Raw genomic sequence first — 24,142 nt, forward strand, 5'->3', positions numbered from 1 at the left:
TGACGGCCCTACGGGACACTCACCGGACCTCGATGAAAGCCCCGGCGTCCCGCTCCGGCCGCGGCCCCGGCTCCTCCGCAGGATGCCCGACCGCCACCGCCCCCATCGGGTCCCAGCCCTCCGGCAGGTCCAGCGCCTCGCGCACCACGTCCCGGCAGAACATCGTCGACGACACCCAGGCCGAGCCCAGCTGCTCCCCGGCCAGCGCGACCAGGAGGTTCTGTACCCCCGCGCCCGCCGCGACCACGAACATCTCCCGCTCGGCGCCGTCGCGTCGCGCGTCCCCGTAGGTGTGCGAGCCGTCCATGACGAGGCAGGGCACGACCAAAGAGGGAGCGTTGCGCAGGAGGTCCCCGCGGCGGATCCGCCGGGCGATGGACTCCTCGGTTCTGCCGTCCCGCCGCAGGTCCGCGATCCAGGCGTCCCGCATCGCGTCGAGCAGCCGTACCCGCGACTCCTCGGACTCCAGCAGCACGAACCGCCAGGGCGTGGTGTGATGCGGCGCCGGGGCGGTCACCGCGGCGGCCACCGCGCGCCGTACCGCACCGGGATCGACGGGCTGGTCGGTGAAGGCCCGTACGGTACGCCGCTGGGTCACCGCCTCCCGGACCGCCTCGGAGGTGCCGAGCCGGAACATGTCGTCCCCCGCGCTGCGCACCAGCGCCCGCGCCCCCTCGCCGTCCTCCCGCGCCACCACGTGGGGCAGCCCGCGCACCACCGCGACCGGCCGCCCCGCCGCCTTGCCCTTGACCAGGTCACCGGCGGCGGCCAGCTCGTCCGCCGTGGCGACGACGGTGGCGACGAGCGGATTGCCGTACGCGTCCGTGCCCCCGCGCAGATCGTCCAGCACGTGCACCCCGGCGGCGCCGATCGCCACGTCCGTGATCCCCGATCGCCAGGGCCGCCCGAACGTGTCGGTCACGACGACACCCACGGTGACGCCGAGGGTTTCGCGCAGCCCCTCGCGGATCGCGCGCGCGGACGCGTCCGGGTCCTCGGGCAGCAACAGGATGGTCCCGGAGGGGGTGTTGGAGGCGTCCACGCCGGCGGCGGCCATGACCAGGCCGTGCCGGTTCTCCACGATGCGCAGCGTGCCGCGCCGGGCCACCACCCGCACGGTCTCGGCGTCGATCGCGGCCTCCCGGTCGGCCGCCTCGACGATCCGGCCCTCGGCCTTGGAAACGATCTTGGATGTGACGAGCACCACGTCCCCGTCGGCCAGGCCGGGCTCGGTCGCGACGATCAGCTTGGCCAGGTCGTCGCCCGGCTGCACCTCGGGGATGCCGGACAGGGCCCAGACCCGGTACTCCGGGTTCTGCGCACGCTCCTCGCTCACGCTCCCCGCACCTCCTCGGCCAGCGCCAGCGCCTCCCGCACCATCTGCGTGGTGGCGTCCAGGTCGGTCATCATCAGCGGCACGGCCCGGCAGCGGATCCCGTCCGCCTCGATCCGCTCGACCGCGCCCGCGTCCACGGTGTCGACCAGCCAGCCGTCCAGCAGCCCCGAGCCGTAGTGCTCGGCGACCGCCGCGGCCGTGGACTCCACGCCGACCGCGGCGAGCACCTTGTCGGCCATCCCGCGCACGGGTGCGTCGCCGACGATGGGTGACAGGCCCACCACCGGCACGCCCGCCTCCGCGATCGCCTCCCTGATGCCCGGCACGGCGAGGATCGTGCCGATGGACACGACCGGGTTGGACGGCGGGAAGAGGATGACGTCCGCCTGGCCGATCGCCTCCAGGACCCCCGGCGCGGGCTTGGCCTGCTCGGCGCCGACCGGCACGACCGCCTCGGCCGGGACCGAGGCCCGCAGCCGAACCCAGTACTCCTGGAAGTGGATCGCCTTGCGCTCGCCGTCGATCTCGGCGGCCACGTGCGTCTCCACGCGGTCGTCGGTCATCGGGATCAGCTTCACACCCGGCTTCCAGCGGTCGCACAGCGCCTCGGTGACCGCGCTCAGCGGATAGCCCGCACCCAGCATCTGCGTCCGCACGATGTGCGTGGCGAAATCCCGGTCGCCGAGCCCGAACCACTCCGGGCCGACGCCGTAGGCCGCCAGTTCCTCTTTGAGGCGGAAGGTCTCGTCGGCCCGCCCCCAGCCCTGCTCCTCGTTGATGCCGCCGCCCAGCGTGTACATCACCGTGTCGAGGTCCGGGCAGACCTTCAGCCCGAAGAGGTGGATGTCGTCGCCGGTGTTGCCGATGACCGTGATGTCCGCGTCCGGTGCCGCCTGCTTGAGACCGCGCAGGAACCGGGCACCACCGATGCCGCCTGCCAGAACCACAATGCGCATGGGCCCAAGTCTGGCAGGCGGGTACGACAACGCGTCAGGCGGTCAATCGCCAATCGGGCGGTCGATTCGCCGATCAGGCGGTCACGCGTCGATCAGGCGGTCACCGCGCGCGGCTCGGTGCGCGCCTCGCAGTGCGGGGAGGTGTGCATGGGCATCGCGGTCAGGCCCGGGTAGTAGACGTGCAGGCTCACCGCCGGCTCCAGCGCGTCGTTCACCACCTCGTGCACGTACCCCGGCGCGAACACCCGCTGTGCGCCGGCGGCCAACGCGCGCGTGCCGCGCTCGGTGCGCTCGGTCAGCGTGCCCTCCAGGACGGTGAGGACACCGGAGGAGCGGCCGTGGTCGTGCAGTCCGCTGCCCTGCCCGGGCACCCAGGACAGCAGCCACACCTCGTAGCCGGGGCCGGTGCGCAGCCGGTGGTACCAGCGCGTGGTGGCGTCGTAGCGGACGAGGTGCGCCCACTGCGAGCGGTCGGCGGTGATGGCGCGGGCGAGACCCACGAACTCGGCGACGGTGGCCGGGTGCTCGCGCGGCGGCTGGAGCAGATGCGGGACTTCGAGGATGTCGCCGGCGATCTGGAGGTCGTTGTCACTGTTCATGGGAGTGCTGTGATTCCTCGGCGGAAGAGTGGAGTGCCCTGAACTGGAGGTTCTGCAAAGGAGGGAGCGGCCGGGTCAGGAGACTCGGCGCCAGCCGGAGCGCGTCGGCTCAACAGCTGGAACAGCAACAACAGCTACAGCGAACCCGGGCAGCACCGAGGGACCCGGCGGTGCGGGTCGAGGTGAGTGCCAAGTGCGCGAGCATGCCCCCTAGGACACCGGTTCACACCTGCACTGTCAACTCGGCGCCCGGAATGTGGGACATGTTTCACCTCATCCGGTTCATCTGTCAGGTGAAAGGTTTGTGCACCTAGATCACAGGACACATGGCGCACATCCGAGCGCTCAAGCCCCGCGGAACGCGATCGAACGCAGGGGCGTCCTTCTTCGTACAGGGATCTGTACGGGGTGCGCCGCCCCTCTGGGTCTCGTCTGCGCGTCAAGGTTTATGCCGATTTGAACACTTTCCGCACGGCCTTGGTTCCGCAGAGTGAATAACGGGCTCAATAGCAGATCTCGGCTTGACTCGCCCGGAGCAGCACACTTGTAATTTCACTCGTGTCGTTCAGCCGAAATCGGTAACGGCTACGCACGGGGACGCGAAAGACAGACGAGGGGCGCACATGACCGAGCTGGTGCAGCAACTGCTGGTCGACGACGCGGACGAGGAACTCGGCTGGCAGGAGCGCGCGCTGTGCGCCCAGACCGACCCCGAGTCCTTCTTCCCCGAGAAGGGCGGCTCCACCAGAGAGGCCAAGAAGGTCTGCCTCGCCTGCGAGGTGCGCTCCGAATGCCTCGAGTACGCCCTCGCCAACGACGAGCGCTTCGGCATCTGGGGTGGTCTGTCCGAACGTGAGCGCCGCAGGCTGAAGAAGGCCGCCGTCTGACCGGCCTTTGACCACTTCCTCGCCGCCGTCTTACCGAACGGCGCGACTTTCTGCACACGGACCATGCGAACGGCCCGTCGCCGGTGGGTTATCCACAGGCGGCGGGCCGTCTTCATGCCAAGCCGATAGTGTGGTCGCTCGTCCGAGACGCCCCGCTGTCCCCTCGGGGCACAGGCGTCCACCGCAGTCCATCGAACCGGGGCCCGTACCTCGATGTCCGTGCACAGCCACCCGGCAGCCCATGACGGAGCTGCCACCCCTGAGTTCCCACGTCATGTGGTGACCGCGGTCCTCGTCTCCCACGACGGCGCCCGCTGGCTGCCCGACGCGCTCGCCGGGCTGCTCGGCCAGGAGCGCCCCGTCCAGTACGCGGTGGCGGCCGACACCGGCAGCGCGGACGACTCCGCCCGGCTGGTCACCGAGGCCCTCGGCGACGACCGTGTGCTGCACCTCGCCCGGCGCACCGGCTTCGGCCAGGCCGTCGAGGAGGCGAGCCGCACCGCACCCGTCCTCACCCCCGACGAACTGCCGTACCTCAGGCGCCCCAGCGGCTGGGACCCCGTCACGCGCTCATGGCGCGACGACGCCTACGACCTGCCGGAACTGCCGCACGGCGAGCCCATCCAGTGGCTGTGGCTGCTGCACGACGACTGCGCCCCCGAATCGGACGCCCTCGCCCAGATGCTGCGCGTCGTCGACAACGAACTCGAACTGGGCCGCGACGACGTGGCGGTCGTCGGCCCCAAGCTGCGCGGCTGGTACGACCGCCGGCAACTGCTGGAGGTCGGCGTCTCCATCGCCAACTCCGGCCGCCGCTGGACCGGCCTGGACCGCCGCGAACAGGACCAGGGCCAGCACGACCACGTCCGCACCGTGCTGTCCGTCTCCACCGCCGGCATGCTCGTGCGCCGCGACGTCTTCGAACAGCTCGGCGGGTTCGACCGCCGACTGCCCCTGATGCGTGACGACGTCGACCTGTGCTGGCGCGCCCACGCGGCCGGCCACCGCGTCCTCATCGCCCCCGAGGCCGTCGTACGGCACGCCGAGGCCGCCTCCCGCGAGCGCCGCACCGTCGACTGCGTGGGCCGCACCGCCGCCTCCCCGCACAAGGTCGACAAGGCCGGCGCCGTCTACACCCTCCTCGTCAACACCCGTGCCGCCGCGCTGCCCTGGGTGCTGCTGCGAGTCGTCCTCGGCACCCTCCTGAGGACCGTCGCCTATCTCGTAGGAAAGGTCCCCGGCCAGGCCGTCGACGAGATCCGCGGTCTGCTGGGCACCCTGCTGCGGCCCGAGCGGATCCTCGCCGGACGGCGCCGCCGCGGACCCTCGCAGATCGACAAGGGCGAACTGCGCCAGCTCTTCCCGCCGCCCGGCGCGACCGTCCGCGCCACCGCGGAACAGGTCGCGGGCAACTTCGCCGGCGGCTCCGACACCGACACTCCGGGGGCCGGCCGGCACGGCGGCGCCGTGGAGTCCGGGCCCGGCGGCGACGACGCCGACTTCCTGGAGATCGAGCAGTTCGCCCGGCTCAAGCGGATCGCCCGCAAGCCCGGCCCCGTGCTCTTCCTGGCCCTGCTCCTGGTCGCGCTCGCCGCCTGCCGCGCCCTGCTCGCGGGCGGCGCCCTTGCGGGCGGCGCCCTGCTGCCCGCCCCGGCCGGCGCCGCCGACCTCTGGTCCCGCTACGCGGACGTCTGGCACCCGGTGGCCGCGGGCGGCACCCCCTCCGCACCGCCCTACCTCGCCGTCGTGGCGGCCCTCGCCTCGATCCTCTTCGGCTCCACCGGGCTCGCGGTCACCGTCCTGCTGATCTGCTCGGTGCCGCTGGCCGGCTGCACCGCCTACTTCGCCTCCCGGCCGCTCGTCACCTCCCGCCTGCTGCGCGCCTGGGCCGCGATCGCCTACGCCTTCCTGCCCGCCGCCACCGGTGCCCTGGCCGGCGGCCGTATCGGCACCGCCGTCCTCGCCGTGCTGCTGCCGCTCATCGCGCGCGCGGGCATCGCCGCCGACGGCCTCGGAAACACTGCCGGGGCACGCGGCAGTTGGCGCGCCACCTGGGCCTACGCCCTGCTGCTGACCATCACGACCGCCTTCACGCCGATCGTCTGGCCCCTCGCCCTGACCCTCGGCCTCGGCGTGCTGGTGCTGCGCCGCGGAGACCTGGTCGCCCACGCCCTGCGCTTCCTCGCCCAGCTGGGCACCCCGCTGCTGGTCCTCGCCCCCTGGTCGCTGACGCTGCTGCCCTTCGGCTTCTTCCAGGAGGCCGGCCTGGACTACGGCCCCTCGGCCGCCTCCGCGGTCGACCTGCTCGGCGCCAGCCCCGGCGGACCCGGCACCGTGCACGGCCTGATGCTCATCGGCATCGTCCTCGCCGCCCTGGCCGCACTCCTGCGCTCCGAGCGTCAGTCGGGAATCCGGACCGCCTGGGCGGCCGCCCTGGTGGGCCTCGTCTTCGCCGTCCTGTCCAACAAGTCCACCTGGGCCGGACCGGCCACCCTCGTCTACGGCATCGCCCTGCTGGCCGCCGCCGCACTCGGCGCCGACGGGGCACGCGCGCGCGTGGCCGAGCAGAGCTTCGGCTGGCGCCAGCCCGTCGCCGCCCTGATCGCCTTCGCCTCGGCCGCGGGCCCGCTGCTCGTCGCCGCCGGCTGGATGATCCGCGGCGCCGACGGCCCGCTGGAGCGCCGTGACCCGGTGCAGGTGCCCGCGTTCGTCGCCGAGGACGCCACCACCCGCGACCAGGCCCGCACCCTGATCCTCGACAGCGACTCCACCGCACGCGTGCGCTACACCCTGGTCCGCGGCTCCGGCGCCCGTATGGGCGACGCCGAACTCGCCGCCGACGACGGAGAGAACGCGAAGCTGGACAAGGTCGTCGCCAACCTCGTCGCCGGCTCCGGCGCCGACCAGGCCGGCCAGCTCGGCGGCTTCGCCGTGCGCTACGTCCTCGTCCACAAGGGCGCGCCCCGCGAGGTCACCCGTGTCCTGGACGCCACGCCCGGCCTGACCCGGCTCAGCCAGCAGAACGGCAGCGCCCTGTGGCGCGTCGACCAGCAGGTCTCTCGCGCCACCCTCGTGCCCGCGGGCGGCTCCGGAACGGCCCAGTCCGTCGCCGCCGGGCCGGTGGAGATCCACACCACCGTCCCCTCCGGATCGGGCAGCCGCGTCCTGCGCCTGGCCGACACCGCCTCCGACGGCTGGTCGGCCACCCTGGACGGCAAGCCGCTGACCCGCACCACGGTCGACGGCTGGGCCCAGGGCTTCCAGCTGCCCTCGGCCGGCGGCAGGCTCGACGTCACCTACGACGCCCCGGTCGCCCACACCGCCTGGCTGTGGGCCCAGGGCGCGCTGGCCGTCGTCCTCGTCGTCCTCGCCCTGCCCGGCCGCCGCCGCGACATCGACGACGACCTCCCCGAGGAGCAGCCGCTGCCCGCCCAGGCCACCGCGGCAGGGGAGGGCCGCCGCGCCCGCCGCCTGCGCGCCCAGGCCGAGGAACCGGCCGACCAGGAGCAGCCCGGGGTGCCGCCGCTCCCGCAGGAGGCCCCGGCCGCCGTCCCGCACCAGCAGCAGTACGCCGACTGGGACGCCGCCTCTTACCAGGGCACCGAGTACGCCGGCTACGGAGCCGACCAGTACCAGGGCACCGGCCAGTACCCGGCCGGCGGCTACGACCAGCAGGCGTACCAGCCCGACCCCTACCAGAGCGGCCAGTACGACCCCTACGCCTACGGCGGTACGGCAGACCAGCTGCCGTACGACCCGACGGCGTACCAGCAGGGCTACGACCCGGCGTACGACCCGGCCCAGCACCCCCACGGCACCGGCAGCGAGCGCCCCGACGGGAGCCAGCAGTGAACCGCACCACCCTGTCCCTGATCGCCGGCACGACCGCGCTGGCCGCGGTCACCGCGTTCGCCGCGCTCGACACGCCCTCCGCGTCCGGCGCGGGCCCCGCAAAGACGGCGGCCGAGCTGCCCGTGGAGCGCACCAGCCTGCTGTGCCCCGCGCCGAGCATCTCCGACATCGCCGACACGTCGTACACGTCGTTCACGCCCGTCACCAAAGGCGCGGAGAGCGGCGGCAAGGCCGAACTCCAGGCGGCCACCGAGCAGTCGGCGGACGGTACGAGCGACACCAAGAAGGGCGGCAAGGACTCCAAGAAGAAGGCGGAGAAGCCGGTCCTCACCCCGAAGGAGCCCGGCACGCCGGTCACCGGCGACACCTCCGGCGCGGACGCGCCCGCGCTCATCGGCACCGCCGACGGGAAGTTCGCCCCCGGCTGGACCGTCCAGGAGACCACCGCCGTCGCCGCGGGCACCGGCCGCGGCCTCCAGGGCGTCAACTGCACCGCCGCCGACACCGAGTTCTGGTTCCCGGGCGCCAGCACGGCCGCCGACCGCACCGACTACGTGCACCTCACCAACCCGGACGACTCCGCCGCCGTCGTCGACATCGAGCTGTACGGCAAGGACGGCGCGATCAAGTCCACGGTGACGGACGGCTTCACGATCCCGGCGCACGCGAGCAAGCCGATTCTGCTCTCCACGCTCACCGACCAACGGCAGACCGACCTGACCGTGCACGTCAGCGTGCGCAGCGGACGGGTGGGCGCGGCCGTGCAGGCCCTGGACGACAAGGTGGGCGGCGACTGGCTGGCCGCGGCCGCCGACCCGGCCGGCAGCCTGGTCCTGCCCGGCATCCCGAAGGACGCCACCGACGTCCGTCTGATCGCCTTCACACCCGGCGACGCCGACGCGGACCTGAAGGTCCGCCTGGCCTCGCCCGGCGGCCTGATCACCCCGGCCGGCAACGAGACCCTGCACGTCAAGTCCGGCATGACGACCGCGGTCGACCTCCGTGACGTCACCCGCGGCGAGGCGGGCTCCCTGGTTCTCACCCCCACCGACCAGTCGGTGCCGGTCGTGGCGGCACTGCGCGTGGTCCGGGGCAAGGGAACCAGGCAGGAGACGGCGTTCATCCCGGCCACGGCCCCCGTCGGCGCGCGCGCGACCTCGGCCGACAACAGCGGCAAGTCCACGACCCTTTCCCTGACCGCCCCCACCGGCACCGCCACGGTCAAGGTCACCGCCTCGGCGGGCAGCGAGGGCGGCACCCCGGTGTCGAAGACCTACACGATCAAGTCAGGCACCACCCAGGACGTCGACGCCCCCGTCCCCTCGGGCCTGAAGGGCACCTACGCCCTCACGGTGGAGCCCGTCTCCGGCGCCCCGGTCTACGCCTCCCGGACCCTCTCGTCCACCGACTCCGGCGTCCCCGGCTTCACCATCCAGACCCTCCCCAGCGACCGGGGCCTGGTCTCGGTACCGGAAACGGACGAGGACTTGTCGATACTCCAGAAGTAGACGAGGCACGCCACGGAGGCTGCGCAGTTGCGGGCAGTCGTGCCTCCCCCAGTGCCTTGGGGGCCTGGGGGACCCCCAGGGCGGCACGGGTGGGCGCAGCGGCACCCCGCAAGCGCGGGCAGGCGAAACCCACCCCGCCCAGCCGCCGCACCGGGCAACCACACAGCCCCGCCCTAGTCCTCCCCGTACCGAGGATCCACAGTCTCCGGAGTCAGCCCGAGCAACTCGGCCACCTGCTCCACCACCACCTCGTGCACCAGCGCAGCCCGCTCGTCCCGTCCCTTGGTCCGGATCTCCACCGGCCGCCGGTACACCACGACCCGCGCCCGCCGCCCCTCACGCGCAGGGATGATCCCACCCAGCGGCACCGCTTCGTCGCTCCACCCCTCGGTGCCCCGCCCGTCCAGCCGAGGCACCTCGAGCACCAGGAAGTCGATGTCGGCCAACTGCGGCCACCGCCGCTCAAGACGCTCCACGGAGTCCTGCACCAGGTCCGCGAACACCTCGGCACGGCTGGCCGCCAGCGGCACCTGCGGCGGCGCGATAGGCCCCCTCATACCCCGCCCGTGACGATCACGTCGACGGGGCCCGGGGCCGGCGGCAAGGGGCGGTACACGGTTGTCCATCACTGGTGAAGCGTAGTCCTCGAGCGCTCAGCCCGCCCGGCCCCACGCGCCATCCCGCCGCCGAGCGCACGGCAACCGGCCACTGACGACCGCGTGTCGCAGGTTGACCGTTCTAGCCAAGGTCTGGCTCGTTTCCGCAACTCTCCAAGACCGCCAAACTCAAGGCAATTGACGTTGTTTGTACCGACTCATGACCATACGCAGTCCCGCCCCAGACCCCACGCAAACCCGTCCTTGCAGGTCAGTGAGGCGTGTTCGAAAGGGTGTGTGGGGTGTTTCACAGGGCGACACGGTGGAGTGACCTGGGGGAGAGTCGTCGCGGCCCGCTCAAGAGTGCGGTACCGTCCAACGTCGTGAGCCCTGTACGTCGCTGTTCGCGCACCGCCTGCGGCCGACCCGCCGTCGCGACGCTGACGTACGTCTACGCCGACTCGACCGCGGTCCTCGGCCCGCTCGCCACCTACGCCGAACCCCACTGCTACGACCTGTGCGCCGAGCATTCCGAGCGCCTCACCGCCCCCCGCGGCTGGGAGGTCGTCCGACTCCTCGACGGCTCCGCTCCCGCACGGCCCAGCGGAGACGATCTGGAAGCGCTTGCCAACGCCGTGCGCGAGGCGGCCCGCCCCCAGGAGCGCGCGGCCCAGGCGGGCGGCGGCGGAGCGCGCACCGTGGACCCCATGGAAGTGGCCCGCCGCGGCCACCTGCGGGTCCTGCGCTCCCCGGACAACTGAGCCCCGCCTCACCGGCGTACAGCCCTCGAACGCCACCCCCACACCACCGAACGCCACCGCACGCCACCCGCCGTCCCGGGGTACGGCTGGAAGTCCACATGGTGTCCGCACACCTGGTCCTTACCCCTGACGGGTAGTTTGTGGGCACCCATAGGACTTTCAGGAGGGTTGGCCGTGGCTGCTGATCTGTCGCAGATCGTGAAGGCGTACGACGTACGCGGAGTGGTTCCGGACCAGTGGGACGAGTCACTGGCCGGCCTCTTCGGCGCCGCCTTCGCCGAGGTGACAGGTGCGGCGGCGATCGTCGTCGGACACGACATGCGCCCCTCGTCGCCCGCTTTGTCCCGCGCCTTCGCACGCGGCGCGGCCGACCGCGGCGTGGACGTCACCGAGATCGGCCTGTGCTCCACGGACCAGCTGTACTACGCCTCGGGCGCGCTGAACCTCCCCGGCGCGATGTTCACGGCCTCCCACAACCCGGCCCAGTACAACGGCATCAAGCTGTGCCGCGCGGGCGCCGCCCCCGTCGGCCAGGACACCGGCCTCGCGCAGATCCGCGAACTGGCCGAGCAGTGGCTGGAGTCGGGCGCCCCGGAACCTGCCGCCGAGTCGGGAACCCTCACCACGCGCGAGACGTTGGACGATTACGCGGCGCACCTCCGCTCCCTCGTCGACCTGACCGCCATCCGCCCCCTGAAGGTCGTGGTCGACGCCGGCAACGGCATGGGCGGCCACACGGTCCCCACGGTCTTCGCCGGCCTGCCCCTGACCCTCGTCCCGATGTACTTCGAACTCGACGGCACCTTCCCGAACCACGAGGCCAACCCGCTCGACCCGGCCAACCTCGTGGACCTGCAGAAGCGGGTCCCGGCGGAGGGCGCCGACCTGGGCATCGCCTTCGACGGAGACGCGGACCGCTGCTTCGTCGTGGACGAGAACGGCGACCCGGTCTCCCCGTCGGCGATCACCGCGCTGGTCGCCGTGCGCGAGCTGGCCCGCAACGGCGGCAAGGGCACGGTCATCCACAACCTGATCACGTCCCGCACCGTCCCGGAGGTGGTGAAGGAGAACGGCGGCACCCCGGCCCGCACCCGCGTCGGCCATTCCTTCATCAAGGCGGAGATGGCCCGCTCCGGCGCGATCTTCGGCGGCGAGCACTCCGCCCACTACTACTTCAAGGACTTCTGGAACGCCGACACGGGCATGCTGGCCGCCCTGCACGTCCTCGCGGCCCTCGGCGGCCAGGACGGCCCGCTGTCCGCCCTCGTCGCCCAGTATGACCGCTACGCGGGCTCCGGCGAGATCAACTCCACCGTCGCCGACCAGACCGCCCGCCTCGCCGCGATCCGAGCCGCTTACGAGGGCCGCGACGGCATCACCCTGGACGACCTCGACGGCCTCACGGTCTCCGCCGCCGACTGGTGGTTCAACGTCCGCCCGTCCAACACGGAACCACTGCTGCGCCTGAACGCGGAGGCGAAGGACGAGAGGACGATGATCAAGATCCGCGACGAGGCACTGGCGATCATCCGGGGCTGAGACGCGGAACCCGCGCCTCTTGTCCACCCGAGTCGTGACGACGGGGCTTCGCCTCTCGGCCGACCGACACCTCCCGACCCACGCCGCCCGCCCTTCTCGGCCGCGCGAGCCATATGGCCCGGACCTCGCTGCCCAGTCGACCGAGACGGGCAGCGGGTGGGCGCAGGCCGGGGGCAGGGGCGGAGCACCCCGGGCGGCGCTCGAGCCTGCCGAACCCTCCAGTACCGCGTCACCAGCGGTACGCTGACCAGCACATCAGCAAAGCCGTACCCGCCCAGAAGGGACACCCCATGCCGCTCGAAGCCGGCCTCCTGGAGATCCTCGCCTGCCCCGCCTGCCACTCCCCCCTCAAGGAGCAGGACACCGAGCTGATCTGCACAGGCCAGGACTGCGGCCTGGCCTACCCCGTCCGCGACGGCATCCCGGTCCTGCTCGTCGACGAGGCCCGCCGCCCCGCGTAAGAGGGCCACCGCCCCTCGTAGAAGGCCGGCGCCCCGTAACGACGAGGCGCCCACCCCCGCGCTCGACCCCCGCACAGGACCCCGGCGATCGGAGGCTGTCGCCCATGCTCGACGAATCGCTGCTCGACGCCCCTCAGGGCCTCGCCGACGCCGACCGGCGAGGCCTCCTCCGCGGCGCGGCGGAGGCCGGCGCCCGCGTCCGCACCGCTGCCCGGCACGCCGCCGAGGCCGGCGTAGGCGACCTCAAGCCCGACGGCCGCCCGCGCGCCGTCCTCATCGCCGGCCCCGGAGCCGCCGCCACCCACACCGCCGACCTCCTCGGCACCCTGGCCGGCCCCGGCAGCCCCGTCACCCGGCTGGCCCCCACCGGCGTCGCCCCGGCCGCAGGCGCCCTGCGCTGGGAACTCCCGGGCTGGGCCGGCTCCGTCGACCTGCTGCTGATCGCCACCCCGGACGGCACCGAACCCAGCCTCTCCCTGCTCGCCGAGCAGGCCTACCGCCGCGGCTGCTCGGTCGCCGCCGTGGCCCCGGCCCGCACCCCGCTCGCCGAGGCGGTGTCCGGCGCACACGGCCTGTTCGTCCCGATGGCGGCGACGCCGTACGACCAGGAAGAGCCCCTCGCCGCGTCCTCGCCCGGCGTCTTTTGGGCCCTGTTCACCCCGCTGCTGGCGCTGCTCGACCGCATCGGCCTGCTCGCCGCCGCTCCGGACGACCTGGAGAAGATCGCCGACCGTCTGGACCACATCGCCGAACGCTGCGGCCCGGCCATCGCGACCTACAGCAACCCGGCCAAGACCCTCGCCACCGAACTCGCCGACGCGCTGCCCGTCGTATGGACGGAAGGCAGCTCGGCCGGGCCCGCGGGCCGCCGGTTCGCCGCCGCCCTCGCCGAACTCGCCGGGCGCCCCGCCCTGGTCGCCGAACTCCCCGAAGCACTGGCCGCCCACAGCGCCCTGCTGGCCGGCCCGCTCGCGGCGAGCGCCGACCCCGACGACTTCTTCCGCGATCGCGTGGAGGAGACACCCGCGCTGCACGCGCGCGTGGTGCTGCTCCGCGACCGCCCGATCGGCGGCCTCACCGCCGCCCCCGCCGCCCGCGACCTGGCCCTCAGCCACGACACACCGATCAGCGAACTCGAACCGGAGGAGGGCGGCGAACTGGAGACCCTCGCGGAACTGATCGCCGTCACGGATTTCGCCGCCGTTTACCTGGCGCTCGCTTCGGGGGCCTGATCTTGCTCCGGGTCGACCGACCCGCGCCCAGCCCCGGCACCCGAACCGGCACCGGCGCCGGCCGAGCAGCGTACGTACGGAGACAGAGAAGCCACATGGACCGCCTCGACAACACCATCCGCCCCTACGCCTGGGGTTCCCCCACCGCCATCCCGCACCTCCTCGGCGTCGAGCCGACCGGCGAGCCGCAGGCGGAAATGTGGATGGGAGCACACCCGGGCGCCCCCTCGCGCACCGCGCGCGGGACGCTCGTCGAGGTCATCGGCGCGGACCCGGAGCACGAACTGGGCGCCGGGACGGTCGCGAAGTTCGGCCCGCGGCTGCCGTTCCTGCTCAAGATCCTCGCCGCCGGCGCCCCCCTCTCCCTCCAGGTGCACCCCGACCTGGCGCAGGCCAAGGAGGGGTACGCCGACGAAGAGCGGCGTGGCATCCCCATCGACGCCCCGCACCGCAACTACAAGGACGCCAACCACAAGCCCGAACTGATCTGCGCGCTCACCGAGTTCGACGGCCTGTGCGGCTTCCGCGACCCGGTCCGGACGGCCGGCCTGCTCGACGGGCTCGGCGTCGACTCCCTCAAGCCGTACGTCGACCTGCTGCACGCCCACCCCGAGGACGCTGCCCTGCGCGAGGTCCTCACGGCCGTCCTCACCGCCGACCCCGAGGAGATGGCCCACACCGTCGCCGAGGCCACCGCCGCCTGCACCCGCCTCGGCGGCGACTACGCCCCCTACGCCGACCTCGCCCACCACTACCCGGGCGACCCCGGCGTCATCGCGGCCATGCTGCTCAACCACGTCCGCCTGCAGCCCGGCGAGGCCCTGTTCCTCGGCGCCGGCATCCCGCACGCCTACCTGAGCGGCCTCGGCGTCGAGATCATGGCCAATTCCGACAACGTCCTGCGCTGCGGCCTGACCCCCAAACACGTCGACGTCCCCGAACTCCTGCGCATCGTCCGCTTCGAGGCCGGCGACCCGGGCGTGCTGCGCCCCGAGGCCTCCCCGGACGGCGAGGAGGTCTACGAGACGCCGATCGACGAGTTCCGGCTCTCCCGGTTCGTCCTTCCCGAGGGCGGCACCGTCCACGACCTCACCCTGGACACCCCGCAGATCCTGCTCTGCACGGCCGGTTCCGTCCGGGCGGGCGACCACGAACTCGCCCCCGGCCGGTCGGTCTTCGTCCCGGCGGGCGAGAAGGCCGACGTCTCCGGCCCGGGCACGGTCTTCCGCGCCACTGTGATCGTATGACCGGGGCTGTGGATACCTGACGCGCCGCCGCCCGGCCGGGCTGCAAGAATGGCCCACCGGCAAAGCACGGGCAAAGCCGGGCACACGCCTGGACGGCGTAGACGGACGAGGGCGAAGGGACAACGCGGACACATGAGCGCGTCAGGCGGTACCAGGGCGATCGTGGCGGCACTCGGCGCCAACCTCGCGATCGCGGCATCGAAGTTCGTGGCGTTCGCGTTCAGCGGTTCCTCGTCGATGCTTGCCGAGGGCGTCCACTCGCTCGCCGACTCCGGCAACCAGTTCCTGCTGCTGATCGGCGGCAAGAAGGCCCAGCGCGAGGCGACCCCGCAGCACCCGTTCGGCTACGGCCGCGAGCGCTACATCTACGCCTTCCTCGTCTCGATCGTCCTGTTCTCGGTCGGCGGCATGTTCGCCATCTACGAGGGCTACGAGAAGATCAGCCACCCGCACAAGCTGGAGAACTGGTACTGGCCGGTCGGCGTCCTCGTCTTCGCGATCATCGCCGAGGGCTTCTCCTTCCGCACGGCCATCAAGGAGTCCAACGAACTGCGCGGCAAGCTGTCCTGGTCGCAGTTCATCCGCCGCGCCAAGGCGCCCGAGCTGCCCGTCGTCCTGCTGGAGGACTTCGGCGCGCTCATCGGTCTGGTCCTCGCCCTCGGCGGCGTCGGCCTCTCCGTGCTCACCGGTGACGGCGTCTGGGACGGCATCGGCACGGTCTGCATCGGTGTCCTGCTCGTCCTGATCGCGCTCGTCCTGGCCGCGGAGACCAAGTCGCTGCTGCTCGGCGAGGCCGCGGGCATCGAGGAGGTCAAGAAGATCGAGGACGCGATCGTCGACGGCGACACGGTCACCGGCGTCATCCACATGCGCACGCTCCACCTCGGCCCCGAGGAACTGCTGATCGCCGCCAAGATCGCCGTCCAGCACGACGACACGGCCGCCGAGGTCGCGAACGCCATCAACGCGGCCGAGGCCCGCATCCGCGCCGCCGTCCCCATCGCCCGCGTCATCTACCTCGAACCGGACATCTACAGCGAGGCCGAGGCCGCCAAGGGCCCGGACCCGGAGGCCACCCCGGGCGGCCCGACCCCGCACGCGGCCGGCCACTGAGTTCCGCTACGACGACGGGGCCCGCCCACAGCCGGTCAGGCCCCGCTCGCTCTCCGTACAGCCGTCCTCGGACCGGCTGCACGGGCCAGGGCCCCGCCGGCACGGCGGGCGCCTTTCGCCGCCGCACCGCCGGCGCGCCGATCCCCAGCCCGATGCCGGTGAGGACCAGCACCCCGCCGAAGAGCAGGGCCGTACCCAGCAGCGCCGGGACCGCACGGTCGTCCGTCACCCGCCCCCGCACAGCGTCCACGGGCACGCGGTCCCGCCGTGGTCCGCGGGGAAGAAGCGCGAGTCCATCGAGTCCACCCGACGGTCGCCCAGCAGGAACAGCCGGCCCTGCGGCACCTTCACGTCGTACGGCCGGTGCACCCCGTCGGCGTCGCCCCCGCTCACATAGGGCTCCCCGGCCGGCTGCCCGTTCACGGTGACCCGCTCCCGCGACCCCACGAGCGTGCAGCACGCCACGCGGTCGCCGCGCACCCCGATCACCCGTTGCATCAGCACCCCGCCGGACCGGTAATGCTCCGGCGCCGAGAACACCACGACGTCACGGCGCCGCACCTCGCTCCCGTCCACGCGCTCCCACACGATCCGCTCACCCGGCTCGTACGTCGGCGACATGCTGTGGCTCGGCAGGGTGCCCATGCCGTAGGCGCTTCGCCCGTAGACGAAGGTGCCGGTCGCCGGCCCCAGCCCCAGCAGCCCCGCCACGAGCGCTGCGATCCCCAGTCCCCGCCCTCTGCCTGCCATGTCCGTCCTCCCCGCGCGGTCCCTGTGCGGCGGGGAAAACAGCGGCCCTCTGTGAACTCCCTGTGCGGGCCCGGGAGGCGGGCCCGCACACCGTCCCGTCGGCTCAGCCCACCTCGCCGAGCACGTCGAGCACGGCTCGCTCGTCCGCCGCGGACAGCAGCCGCTCCCGGAAGCCGGGGTCCATCAGCTTGCGGGACAGCAGCGCGAGGATCCGCAGATGCTCGTCGCCCGCGGCCGCCTCCGGTACGGCGATCATGAAGACCAGCCGGGCCTTCGTACCGTCCAGCGAACCCCACTCGACGCCCCGAGCCGACCGCCCGAAACCCACGACCGGCGCGGTCACGGCATCCGTCTTCGCATGCGGGACCGCGATCTCCTCGCCGAGTCCGGTCGTCCCCTGCTCCTCGCGCCGCAGCGCGACCGCCACCAGCTCCTCGACGTCGGCGACCCGGCCACTGCGGCTCAGCAGCTCCGCCATCTCCCGGATCGCGGCCTCCTTGCCGTCCGCGGCGAGGGCGGTCTTGACGGTCCGCTCCGTGAGGTGCCCGGAGAGGACTTCGGACACCTCGCCGCAGGCCTCCGCAGTACCGACCGCCCGTCCGGCGGCCGCCCCGTGGGCCACCGCGACCGACGCAGCAGCCGCGACCACCACGGGCTCCCGCCCGGCCTGCCCCGGAACGACGGCACCGGCCCCGGCCGGCACGGGCTCGGCCCCGTCGGCCGACTCGGGACGCCTCCTGCGCTCGGCCACGTCCGCCAGCGTCACCGTCGTCAGCGCCGTCACCACCGTGCCGATCGCCACGGCCACGAAGAACATCGGCACGCCGCTCACCGCGCCCAGCGCCGCCACGATCGGCCCGCCGTGCGGCACCGCGTCCTTCACCCCGGCCGGGCCCGCGATCGCACCGGCCACCGCGCCGCCCAGCATGTTGGCCGGAATCACCTGCGCGGGCCGTGCCGCGGCGAACGGGATCGCGCCTTCGGAGATACCGAAGCAGCCCATGAACAGCGCCGCGAGCCCCGTCTCCCGCTCCTGCTCGGTGTACAGCCGCCTGCGGACCAGGGTGGCCAGGCCCTGTCCCAGCGGCATCACCGGAATGGCGGCCGCGCACATGCCCATGACCGTCTGGTTGCCGCTCGCGATCAGCCCTGCGCCGAACAGGAACGCCGTCTTGTTGACCGGCCCGCCCATGTCGAACGCGATCATCAGCCCCAGGATCGCGCCCAGCAGTACCGCGCTGGTGCCCGTCATCCCGCCGAGCCAGCTGGTCAGGTGCTCGAACACCCAGGAGATCGGCTTGCCGATGACGTAGATGAAAAACAGCCCGAGCGCCGTCGTCGCCACGACCGGGATGACGATGATCGGCATGACCGGCTGCACGAACCTCGGTACCCGGACCTTCTTGATCCACAGCACCAGATAGCCGGCGAGGAACCCGGTCACGATCGCCCCGATGAAGCCCGCGCCTGCCTGGGAGTCGTACAGCGCCCCCGTGTTGGCGATCCAGCCGCCGATCATGCCCGGTACCAGCGCGGGCCGGTCGGCTATGGCGTAGGCGATGTATCCGGACAGGATCGGGATCATCAGCTGGAAGCCGATCCCGCCGATCGCGTTCACGTGCGCCCAGAAGGTGCCCTCCGGGATCGCATAGCCCTTGGCCGTCGCGTGGCCGCCGAGCGCCAGCGAGACCGCGATCAGCAGGCCGCCGACGACCACGAACGGGATCATGTACGAGACACCGTTCATCAGCGCCTTGTAGACCGTGCCCCGCTCCTTGCCGCCACCGGTCGAGGCCGTCGGCCCTGCGGCAGCCCCGTCAGGCGTGTGCACGGGAGCCGAGCGCACCTGCTCGAGCAGCCGCTCCGGGTGGTGAATGCCCTCGGCGACCCCGACCGTCAGCACGCGCTTGCCCGCGAAACGGCTCAGGTCGACGTCCTTGTCCGCGGCGACGATGATCCCGTCCGCGCTTCTGACATCGTTGTCATCGAGGACGTTCTCGGCCCCGATGGATCCCTGCGTCTCCACCTTCATCTCGATGCCAAGGCTCGCGGCGGCCTGCCCGAGCTTCTCCGCCGCCATGTAGGTGTGCGCGATGCCGGTCGGGCACGCGGTCACCGCGAGCAGCTTGAGCCGCTGCCGCTGGTCACCACCGCTGCCCGTGAGGGGAGGGCCGGCCGGATTGGTCACGTCGATCTCCTAACGCCTTCGTCACACGAGGCGCCGTCCCGGACACCCCGCGAGATCGATCGGAACTCCCGATCTCCCTGCATCCTGCAACACCCCGCCCCTCGGTCATAGATGCGAAAGTTCCAGTTCACCCAGGTCTGTTGGCTCCTGCCCCACGCTTTCCGGCCAGCCGCCCGCCCCTTCGACACCCCGCGCCCGCCCCCCTCGAACGGCGCGAACCGTCCGGAGGCGGACTGGGGTCGGCCGGGCCCTGCGGTGTAGCTTGGGACAGAGCCAGACGTCGCTGCTGATGGCGGTCGGGCGGTCCCGGCGCGGACCGGCCGAGGGAGAGAGGGCCTCCGACGGACTGCGCTGTGCGTACGCGGGCATGCCTGTGTCCTTTTCTCGGGCACCCCTGTGTCCGCCGCCGCGCAGACCAGCCGTAACCACCTCGACCCAATCCCGAGGAGCAGCTCGCAATGACGACTGTCGACAACCGACAGGACTTCAAGGTCGCCGACCTCTCCCTGGCCGAGTTCGGCCGCAAGGAGATCACCCTCGCCGAGCACGAGATGCCGGGCCTGATGGCGATCCGCAAGGAGTACGCCGAGGCACAGCCTCTCGCCGGCGCCCGTGTCACCGGCTCCCTGCACATGACCGTGCAGACCGCCGTACTCATCGAGACCCTCGTCGCCCTGGGCGCCGAGGTCCGCTGGGCCTCCTGCAACATCTTCTCCACTCAGGACCACGCGGCCGCCGCCATCGCCGTAGGCCCGAACGGCACGCCCGACAACCCGCAGGGCATCCCGGTCTTCGCCTGGAAGGGCGAGACCCTGGAGGAGTACTGGTGGTGCACCGAGCAGGCGCTGACCTGGCCGGACAGCCCCACCGGCGGCCCGAACATGATCCTGGACGACGGCGGTGACGCCACCCTCCTCGTCCACAAGGGCGTCGAGTACGAGAAGGACGGCAAGGTCCCCTCTGTCGACACCGCCGAGTCCGACGAGCACCGCGTCATCCTCGAACTCCTGCACCGCACCATCACGGACGGCTCGCAGAAGTGGACCCAGCTGGCGTCCGAGATCCGCGGCGTCACCGAGGAGACCACCACCGGCGTCCACCGCCTGTACGAGATGCAGCGCGACGGCGTCCTCCTCTTCCCGGCGATCAACGTCAACGACGCCGTCACCAAGTCCAAGTTCGACAACAAGTACGGCTGCCGCCACTCCCTGATCGACGGCATCAACCGCGCCACCGACGTCCTGATCGGCGGCAAGACCGCCGTCGTCTGCGGCTACGGCGACGTGGGCAAGGGCTGCGCGGAGTCCCTGCGCGGCCAGGGCGCCCGGGTGATCGTCACCGAGATCGACCCGATCTGCGCCCTGCAGGCGGCGATGGACGGCTACCAGGTCACGACCCTCGACGAGGTCGTCGAGACCGCCGACATCTTCGTCACCACCACCGGCAACAAGGACATCATCCTTGCGTCGGACATGGCGAAGATGAAGCACCAGGCGATCGTCGGCAACATCGGCCACTTCGACAACGAGATCGACATGGCCGGCCTCGCCAAGATCCCCGGCATCGTCAAGGACGAGGTCAAGCCGCAGGTTCACACCTGGAAGTTCCCCGACGGCAAGGTGATCATCGTGCTGTCCGAGGGCCGCCTGCTGAACCTGGGCAACGCCACCGGTCACCCGTCGTTCGTGATGTCCAACTCCTTCGCGGACCAGACCCTGGCCCAGATCGAGCTGTTCACCAAGCCCGACGAGTACCCGACCGGCGTCTACACGCTGCCCAAGCACCTCGACGAGAAGGTCGCCCGCCTCCACCTCGACGCGCTCGGCGTGAAGCTCACCGAGCTGCGCCCCGAGCAGGCCGCGTACATCGGCGTGAAGGTCGAGGGCCCGTACAAGTCGGATCACTACCGCTACTGAGTCCGCAGCCCCGCCCACCGGGGAGCGCGCCGGTGCACTGCCGCGCTCCCCGGCAGCAGGTCCGCAGATCCTCCGAGGCAGGCCCCCGCACCCCCGTGCCGGGGGCCTGCCCCTTTGGCCTCTGGCCGGACCAGCCCGTCAAGACCCAGGACCCCCATGCCCCGCGGCCGTTATTCGCTCCATGATCCGCACGATCACACCCCCCTCGCACAAGAGCACTTCCAGTGCGCCCCCGGCCCGTCCGGCTGGCGCTACGTCTCCCAGCTGACCACCCCCGCGGGCGACCACCGCGGCTCGGTCGACCTGGCCCTGGACGACCTCGGCCGCCCCATCCGCCTTGAACTCCACGCGGGAGGCTGGCAGGTGCGCGGCGCCGCCCTCGACGGCGTCACCTGGGTCCGCACCGACCCCACCGGCGTTCATGCCACCGAAGGCAATGTGCGCGCCCACGCCTTCACCGGCACGTCCCCCGCATTCCTGGTCGCCACCGTCCGTCTCCTGCGCCTCACCCCCTCCTCTTCCGCGACCCGTGTACGCCTCGTGGCCTTCACGGACCCGGTCCTCGCCCCACGCACTGTGGACCAGTCCTGGGCCTTGATGAACAGCGAAGCACACGCCACTGACAACGGCCCTCTGCTCGTGGACGAATACCAGGTCACAGCCCTGGACACGGGCGAGCAGCACACCGTCCACATCGCCGGCGACGTGGTCCTGGCCGCGCCCGGAATCGAGCTGGAGGACCTTCAGTCACCGCCGTCGAGATTCGACTGATTCCGACAGAGGTGAGGCACCAGCGGGACGGGGTCTACGCCGGCGGCGCGAATCCGGTGGACCCGCCACCGGATCCGGGACCGGAACCGGTGGTGGGACGGTGGGACGGCGCCTCGCCCGTCTGTGGCGGCGCGGTCTGCGCCACCGGAGCCGGAGCCTGCGGTGAGCCCGGGTCCTGGTACTGGTACTGGTACTGGTGCTGGACCTGGGCTGGCGACTGCACGGGTTCAGCAGAGTTCTGGGGCCAGACCGGAGCCTGGGGCTGATAGCCGAGAGGTGTGGCCTCCGGCGCATCCACCCCCGTGCCCCCGAAGGCCTGCCGGGCATCGCGAGCCTGCCGTTCGTGAACCACGGCCGCCAGGAAAGCGGCCGGGTGCACGCCCTGCGGCGCCGGAGTCCCCGTACGAGCCGTGAGGTCGGCGGCGAGTCGCTGCGTCATGTCCCAGGAAACCTGGGGATCAAGCTGCTGCATCCGCGTCAGGTACTGCCGGACGGCAAGCCACAGCCCGTCCGGTACGGCCGACAGATCCAGGTCGGCGAAGCGTCCCGCGAGCCACGGCGGCGGAGGGGGAACGAAGGCGGCCTGCCCGACGGGAATCCGCTCACGCACGACGAGGGTGCCGGCGAAGACGTCCCCGAGCCGTCGCCCCCGTCCCGACACCAGGGAGGCGATGCAAGCCACCACCCCGAACGTCATCAGGATCTCGACCACACCGATCGCACCCCGCACCAGGGCGTGCCGGAACCGGATGGGCCCGCCGTCGTCCCGCACGACTCGCAGCCCGAACGCCAGCTTCCCCAGCGAGCGCCCGTGGCTGAGTGTCTCCACGGCGATCGGCCCGCCGACGAGCACCAACAGAAAGGTGGCGATCGACAGGGCGACCTGCGCGGCCTCGTCCAAGGACGAGGTCGCCGCCGCCAGCGTGACGCTCACGCCGATGTACACGACCATGGCCACGATCAGGTCGAGCAGGACCGCCAACGCCCTGCTCGGCAGCTTGGCGGGCCGCAGTTCGAGCGCCACCGCCTCGCCGGTCACCAGCTCACTCACGCTCGCCGTCCTTCCCTGGTCTGCCCCGAGAACCGCAAGTCTGCCAAGCTGAGGGCGCGTCGCGCCGCAGTACGACAAGCTGACAGCATCACGAGCATCCACGACGAGCAGTGGACGACCAGCCGAGGAGCAGGCAGACCCGATGGACCTGGACGTCTTCGTCGCCGCACACCGAGCAGAATGGGACCGCCTCGACACCCTGCTCCGCCGCCAGCGACGACTCAACGGCGCCGAGGCAGACGAACTCGTCGCGCTCTACCAGCGCACTGCCACCCACCTCTCGCTCATCCAGTCCAGCGCCCCCGACCCGCAGCTGACCGGCAGGCTCAGCCAGCTGGTGGCACGCGCGCGTAGTGCCGTCATCGGTTCCCGCCGGGCCTCATGGCGCGACGTCACTCGGTTCCTGGGACAGGGCTTCCCCGCCGCGGTCTACCGCGCGCGCCACTGGTGGGTGCCCACAGCGCTCATATCCACCGCCATCGCGATCCTCCTGGGCTGGTGGATCGGCACCCACCCGGAGGTGCAGTCGACCATCGCGGCGCCCAGCCAGTTGCGCGAGCTGACCCGCCCCGGCGGCGAGTACGAGACCTACTACTCGAGCCACCCCGCGGCCTCCTTCGCCGCCCAGGTGTGGACGAACAACGCGCAGGCCGCCGCCATGTGCCTGGTCCTGGGCATCTTCCTGGGCCTGCCCGTCCTCTGGATCCTCTTGGAGAACATGCTCAACCTGGGCGTCGGCTTCGGCCTGATGTCCTCCGCCGGCCGTCTGGACACCTTCCTCGGCCTGGTCCTCCCGCACGGTCTGCTCGAACTGACGGCGGTCTTCGTCGCCGCCGGCACCGGCCTCCGACTCGGCTGGACGCTCATAGACCCCGGTCCCCGCAGCCGCCGCGTCGCCCTCGCCGAAGAAGGCCGGGCCGCCGTGGGCATGGCGATCGGCCTTGCCCTGGTCCTGTTCGTCTCGGGCGCCATCGAAGGCTTCGTCACCCCGTCCGGCCTGCCCACCTGGGCCCGGATCGGCATCGGGGTCGCGGCCGAGCTGGCATTCCTGGCTTACGTCTACGTCCTCGGCGGCCGCGCAGTACGCGTAGGCGAGACGGGTGACCTCGAAGCGGCCGAACGCAGCGCGACCGTTCCCACGGCCGCCTGATGTGCGTCCGGTGCCTGTGAGCTGCTAATCTCCTCTTCGCCCCGCAAGACCCGTTGACACGGGAGGAGTGGGGAGGTAGATTCAATGAGTTGCCTAGAACTGGACAGGTTCGGGGCTGATCGCTAGAATCAACCTTGCTTCCCGAGAAGTCGCGCATGCGATTCGGAGGAGCACCCCCCGATTACTCAGAAATGAGCGGCCGGTCAGACCGGTCAAAGACTTCTGATAA

General features: G+C 72.0%; 19 protein-coding genes. 12 read left to right on the forward strand and 7 right to left on the reverse strand.

The window, feature by feature from the left end:
* Positions 1 to 19 precede the first annotated feature (19 nt).
* The 3 genes from AQI88_RS22475 to AQI88_RS22485 form a co-directional block, all read right to left on the reverse strand.
* The gene (locus AQI88_RS22475; protein WP_067002270.1) at positions 20 to 1,336 is read right to left on the reverse strand and encodes a coenzyme F420-0:L-glutamate ligase; all 1,317 of its coding nucleotides are present in this window, start codon (positions 1,334 to 1,336) and stop codon (positions 20 to 22) included.
* On the reverse strand, positions 1,333 to 2,292 hold the full coding sequence (gene cofD, locus AQI88_RS22480; protein WP_067002272.1) for a 2-phospho-L-lactate transferase: 960 nt from the start codon (positions 2,290 to 2,292) through the stop codon (positions 1,333 to 1,335). The genes AQI88_RS22475 and cofD overlap by 4 nt, the downstream gene beginning before the upstream one ends.
* 92 nt (positions 2,293 to 2,384) lie before the next feature.
* Positions 2,385 to 2,891 (reverse strand): cysteine dioxygenase, encoded by a 507-nt coding sequence (locus tag AQI88_RS22485; RefSeq protein WP_067002274.1) that lies wholly within the window; start codon positions 2,889 to 2,891, stop codon positions 2,385 to 2,387.
* Between the two features lie 623 nt (positions 2,892 to 3,514).
* Here AQI88_RS22485 and AQI88_RS22490 point away from each other — a divergent pair.
* The 3 genes from AQI88_RS22490 to AQI88_RS22500 all read left to right on the forward strand — a co-directional run bounded on the left by AQI88_RS22490 (position 3,515) and on the right by AQI88_RS22500 (position 9,138).
* Positions 3,515 to 3,778, forward strand: a complete 264-nt coding sequence (locus tag AQI88_RS22490) for a WhiB family transcriptional regulator (RefSeq protein ID WP_003975777.1) — start codon at positions 3,515 to 3,517, stop codon at positions 3,776 to 3,778.
* 213 nt (positions 3,779 to 3,991) lie between these two features.
* Positions 3,992 to 7,630, forward strand: coding sequence for a glycosyltransferase (locus tag AQI88_RS22495; protein WP_107118626.1), 3,639 nt, complete (start codon positions 3,992 to 3,994; stop codon positions 7,628 to 7,630).
* Entirely contained in the window at positions 7,627 to 9,138 is a 1,512-nt protein-coding gene (locus tag AQI88_RS22500) for a DUF5719 family protein (RefSeq protein WP_067002279.1), read from the forward strand. Before AQI88_RS22495 ends, AQI88_RS22500 begins: the two co-directional genes overlap by 4 nt.
* A gap of 173 nt (positions 9,139 to 9,311) precedes the next feature.
* On the opposite strand, the gene AQI88_RS22505 is transcribed toward AQI88_RS22500, so the two are convergent.
* A complete protein-coding gene (locus AQI88_RS22505) occupies positions 9,312 to 9,764 on the reverse strand; it encodes a metallopeptidase family protein (protein ID WP_079057728.1) in 453 nt (150 codons plus the stop codon).
* Between the two features lie 353 nt (positions 9,765 to 10,117).
* On the opposite strand from AQI88_RS22505, the gene AQI88_RS22510 reads away from it, so the two are divergent.
* From AQI88_RS22510 to AQI88_RS22530, 6 genes are all read left to right on the forward strand, one after another.
* The gene (locus tag AQI88_RS22510) at positions 10,118 to 10,495 is read left to right on the forward strand and encodes a DUF3499 domain-containing protein (protein ID WP_067002282.1); all 378 of its coding nucleotides are present in this window, start codon (positions 10,118 to 10,120) and stop codon (positions 10,493 to 10,495) included.
* 174 nt (positions 10,496 to 10,669) lie between these two features.
* On the forward strand, positions 10,670 to 12,034 hold the full coding sequence (locus AQI88_RS22515; protein ID WP_067002284.1) for a phosphomannomutase/phosphoglucomutase: 1,365 nt from the start codon (positions 10,670 to 10,672) through the stop codon (positions 12,032 to 12,034).
* 290 nt (positions 12,035 to 12,324) lie between these two features.
* Positions 12,325 to 12,495, forward strand: a complete 171-nt coding sequence (locus AQI88_RS43375; RefSeq protein ID WP_079057723.1) for a Trm112 family protein — start codon at positions 12,325 to 12,327, stop codon at positions 12,493 to 12,495.
* A 104-nt stretch (positions 12,496 to 12,599) separates the two neighbouring features.
* Entirely contained in the window at positions 12,600 to 13,727 is a 1,128-nt protein-coding gene (locus AQI88_RS22520) for an SIS domain-containing protein (protein WP_067002286.1), read from the forward strand.
* A 95-nt stretch (positions 13,728 to 13,822) separates the two neighbouring features.
* Positions 13,823 to 14,974 carry a mannose-6-phosphate isomerase, class I gene (manA, locus tag AQI88_RS22525; protein ID WP_067002288.1) on the forward strand — a complete coding sequence of 384 codons (1,152 nt, stop codon included), beginning with the start codon at positions 13,823 to 13,825 and terminating at the stop codon, positions 14,972 to 14,974.
* A 132-nt stretch (positions 14,975 to 15,106) separates the two neighbouring features.
* Entirely contained in the window at positions 15,107 to 16,087 is a 981-nt protein-coding gene (locus tag AQI88_RS22530) for a cation diffusion facilitator family transporter (RefSeq protein ID WP_067002290.1), read from the forward strand.
* A 225-nt stretch (positions 16,088 to 16,312) separates the two neighbouring features.
* Here AQI88_RS22530 and lepB read toward each other — a convergent pair whose 3' ends face one another.
* The gene (lepB, locus tag AQI88_RS22535) at positions 16,313 to 16,837 is read right to left on the reverse strand and encodes a signal peptidase I (protein ID WP_317934531.1); all 525 of its coding nucleotides are present in this window, start codon (positions 16,835 to 16,837) and stop codon (positions 16,313 to 16,315) included.
* A gap of 103 nt (positions 16,838 to 16,940) precedes the next feature.
* Positions 16,941 to 19,025: a fructose-specific PTS transporter subunit EIIC gene (locus AQI88_RS22540; protein WP_067002292.1), complete on the reverse strand. Its 2,085-nt coding sequence runs from the start codon at positions 19,023 to 19,025 to the stop codon at positions 16,941 to 16,943.
* 458 nt (positions 19,026 to 19,483) lie between these two features.
* On the opposite strand from AQI88_RS22540, the gene ahcY reads away from it, so the two are divergent.
* On the forward strand, positions 19,484 to 20,941 hold the full coding sequence (gene ahcY, locus AQI88_RS22545; RefSeq protein WP_067002294.1) for an adenosylhomocysteinase: 1,458 nt from the start codon (positions 19,484 to 19,486) through the stop codon (positions 20,939 to 20,941).
* A 156-nt stretch (positions 20,942 to 21,097) separates the two neighbouring features.
* The gene (locus tag AQI88_RS22550; RefSeq protein WP_067002296.1) at positions 21,098 to 21,712 is read left to right on the forward strand and encodes a hypothetical protein; all 615 of its coding nucleotides are present in this window, start codon (positions 21,098 to 21,100) and stop codon (positions 21,710 to 21,712) included.
* A 34-nt stretch (positions 21,713 to 21,746) separates the two neighbouring features.
* Here AQI88_RS22550 and AQI88_RS22555 read toward each other — a convergent pair whose 3' ends face one another.
* On the reverse strand, positions 21,747 to 22,763 hold the full coding sequence (locus AQI88_RS22555; RefSeq protein WP_067002298.1) for an RDD family protein: 1,017 nt from the start codon (positions 22,761 to 22,763) through the stop codon (positions 21,747 to 21,749).
* Between the two features lie 142 nt (positions 22,764 to 22,905).
* Here AQI88_RS22555 and AQI88_RS22560 point away from each other — a divergent pair, with 142 nt between their 5' ends.
* A complete protein-coding gene (locus AQI88_RS22560; RefSeq protein WP_067002300.1) occupies positions 22,906 to 23,913 on the forward strand; it encodes a stage II sporulation protein M in 1,008 nt (335 codons plus the stop codon).
* Positions 23,914 to 24,142: the final 229 nt, after the last annotated feature.

The sequence above is a fragment of the Streptomyces cellostaticus genome, assembly GCF_001513965.1.
Lineage (GTDB): Bacteria > Actinomycetota > Actinomycetes > Streptomycetales > Streptomycetaceae > Streptomyces > Streptomyces cellostaticus.

What these genes read in the sequence shown, in the direction of transcription:
- AQI88_RS22550 (WP_067002296.1), top strand. Translation starts at nt 21,098, where the DNA reads ATGCCCCGCGGCCGTTATTCGCTCCATGATCCGCACGATCACACCCCC.
- cofD (WP_067002272.1), bottom strand. Translation starts at nt 2,292, where the DNA reads ATGCGCATTGTGGTTCTGGCAGGCGGCATCGGTGGTGCCCGGTTCCTG.
- AQI88_RS22560 (WP_067002300.1), top strand. Translation starts at nt 22,906, where the DNA reads ATGGACCTGGACGTCTTCGTCGCCGCACACCGAGCAGAATGGGACCGC.
- AQI88_RS22490 (WP_003975777.1), top strand. Translation starts at nt 3,515, where the DNA reads ATGACCGAGCTGGTGCAGCAACTGCTGGTCGACGACGCGGACGAGGAA.
- AQI88_RS43375 (WP_079057723.1), top strand. Translation starts at nt 12,325, where the DNA reads ATGCCGCTCGAAGCCGGCCTCCTGGAGATCCTCGCCTGCCCCGCCTGC.
- AQI88_RS22530 (WP_067002290.1), top strand. Translation starts at nt 15,107, where the DNA reads ATGAGCGCGTCAGGCGGTACCAGGGCGATCGTGGCGGCACTCGGCGCC.
- AQI88_RS22520 (WP_067002286.1), top strand. Translation starts at nt 12,600, where the DNA reads ATGCTCGACGAATCGCTGCTCGACGCCCCTCAGGGCCTCGCCGACGCC.
- lepB (WP_317934531.1), bottom strand. Translation starts at nt 16,837, where the DNA reads ATGGCAGGCAGAGGGCGGGGACTGGGGATCGCAGCGCTCGTGGCGGGG.
- manA (WP_067002288.1), top strand. Translation starts at nt 13,823, where the DNA reads ATGGACCGCCTCGACAACACCATCCGCCCCTACGCCTGGGGTTCCCCC.
- ahcY (WP_067002294.1), top strand. Translation starts at nt 19,484, where the DNA reads ATGACGACTGTCGACAACCGACAGGACTTCAAGGTCGCCGACCTCTCC.
- AQI88_RS22505 (WP_079057728.1), bottom strand. Translation starts at nt 9,764, where the DNA reads ATGGACAACCGTGTACCGCCCCTTGCCGCCGGCCCCGGGCCCCGTCGA.
- AQI88_RS22485 (WP_067002274.1), bottom strand. Translation starts at nt 2,891, where the DNA reads ATGAACAGTGACAACGACCTCCAGATCGCCGGCGACATCCTCGAAGTC.
- AQI88_RS22495 (WP_107118626.1), top strand. Translation starts at nt 3,992, where the DNA reads ATGTCCGTGCACAGCCACCCGGCAGCCCATGACGGAGCTGCCACCCCT.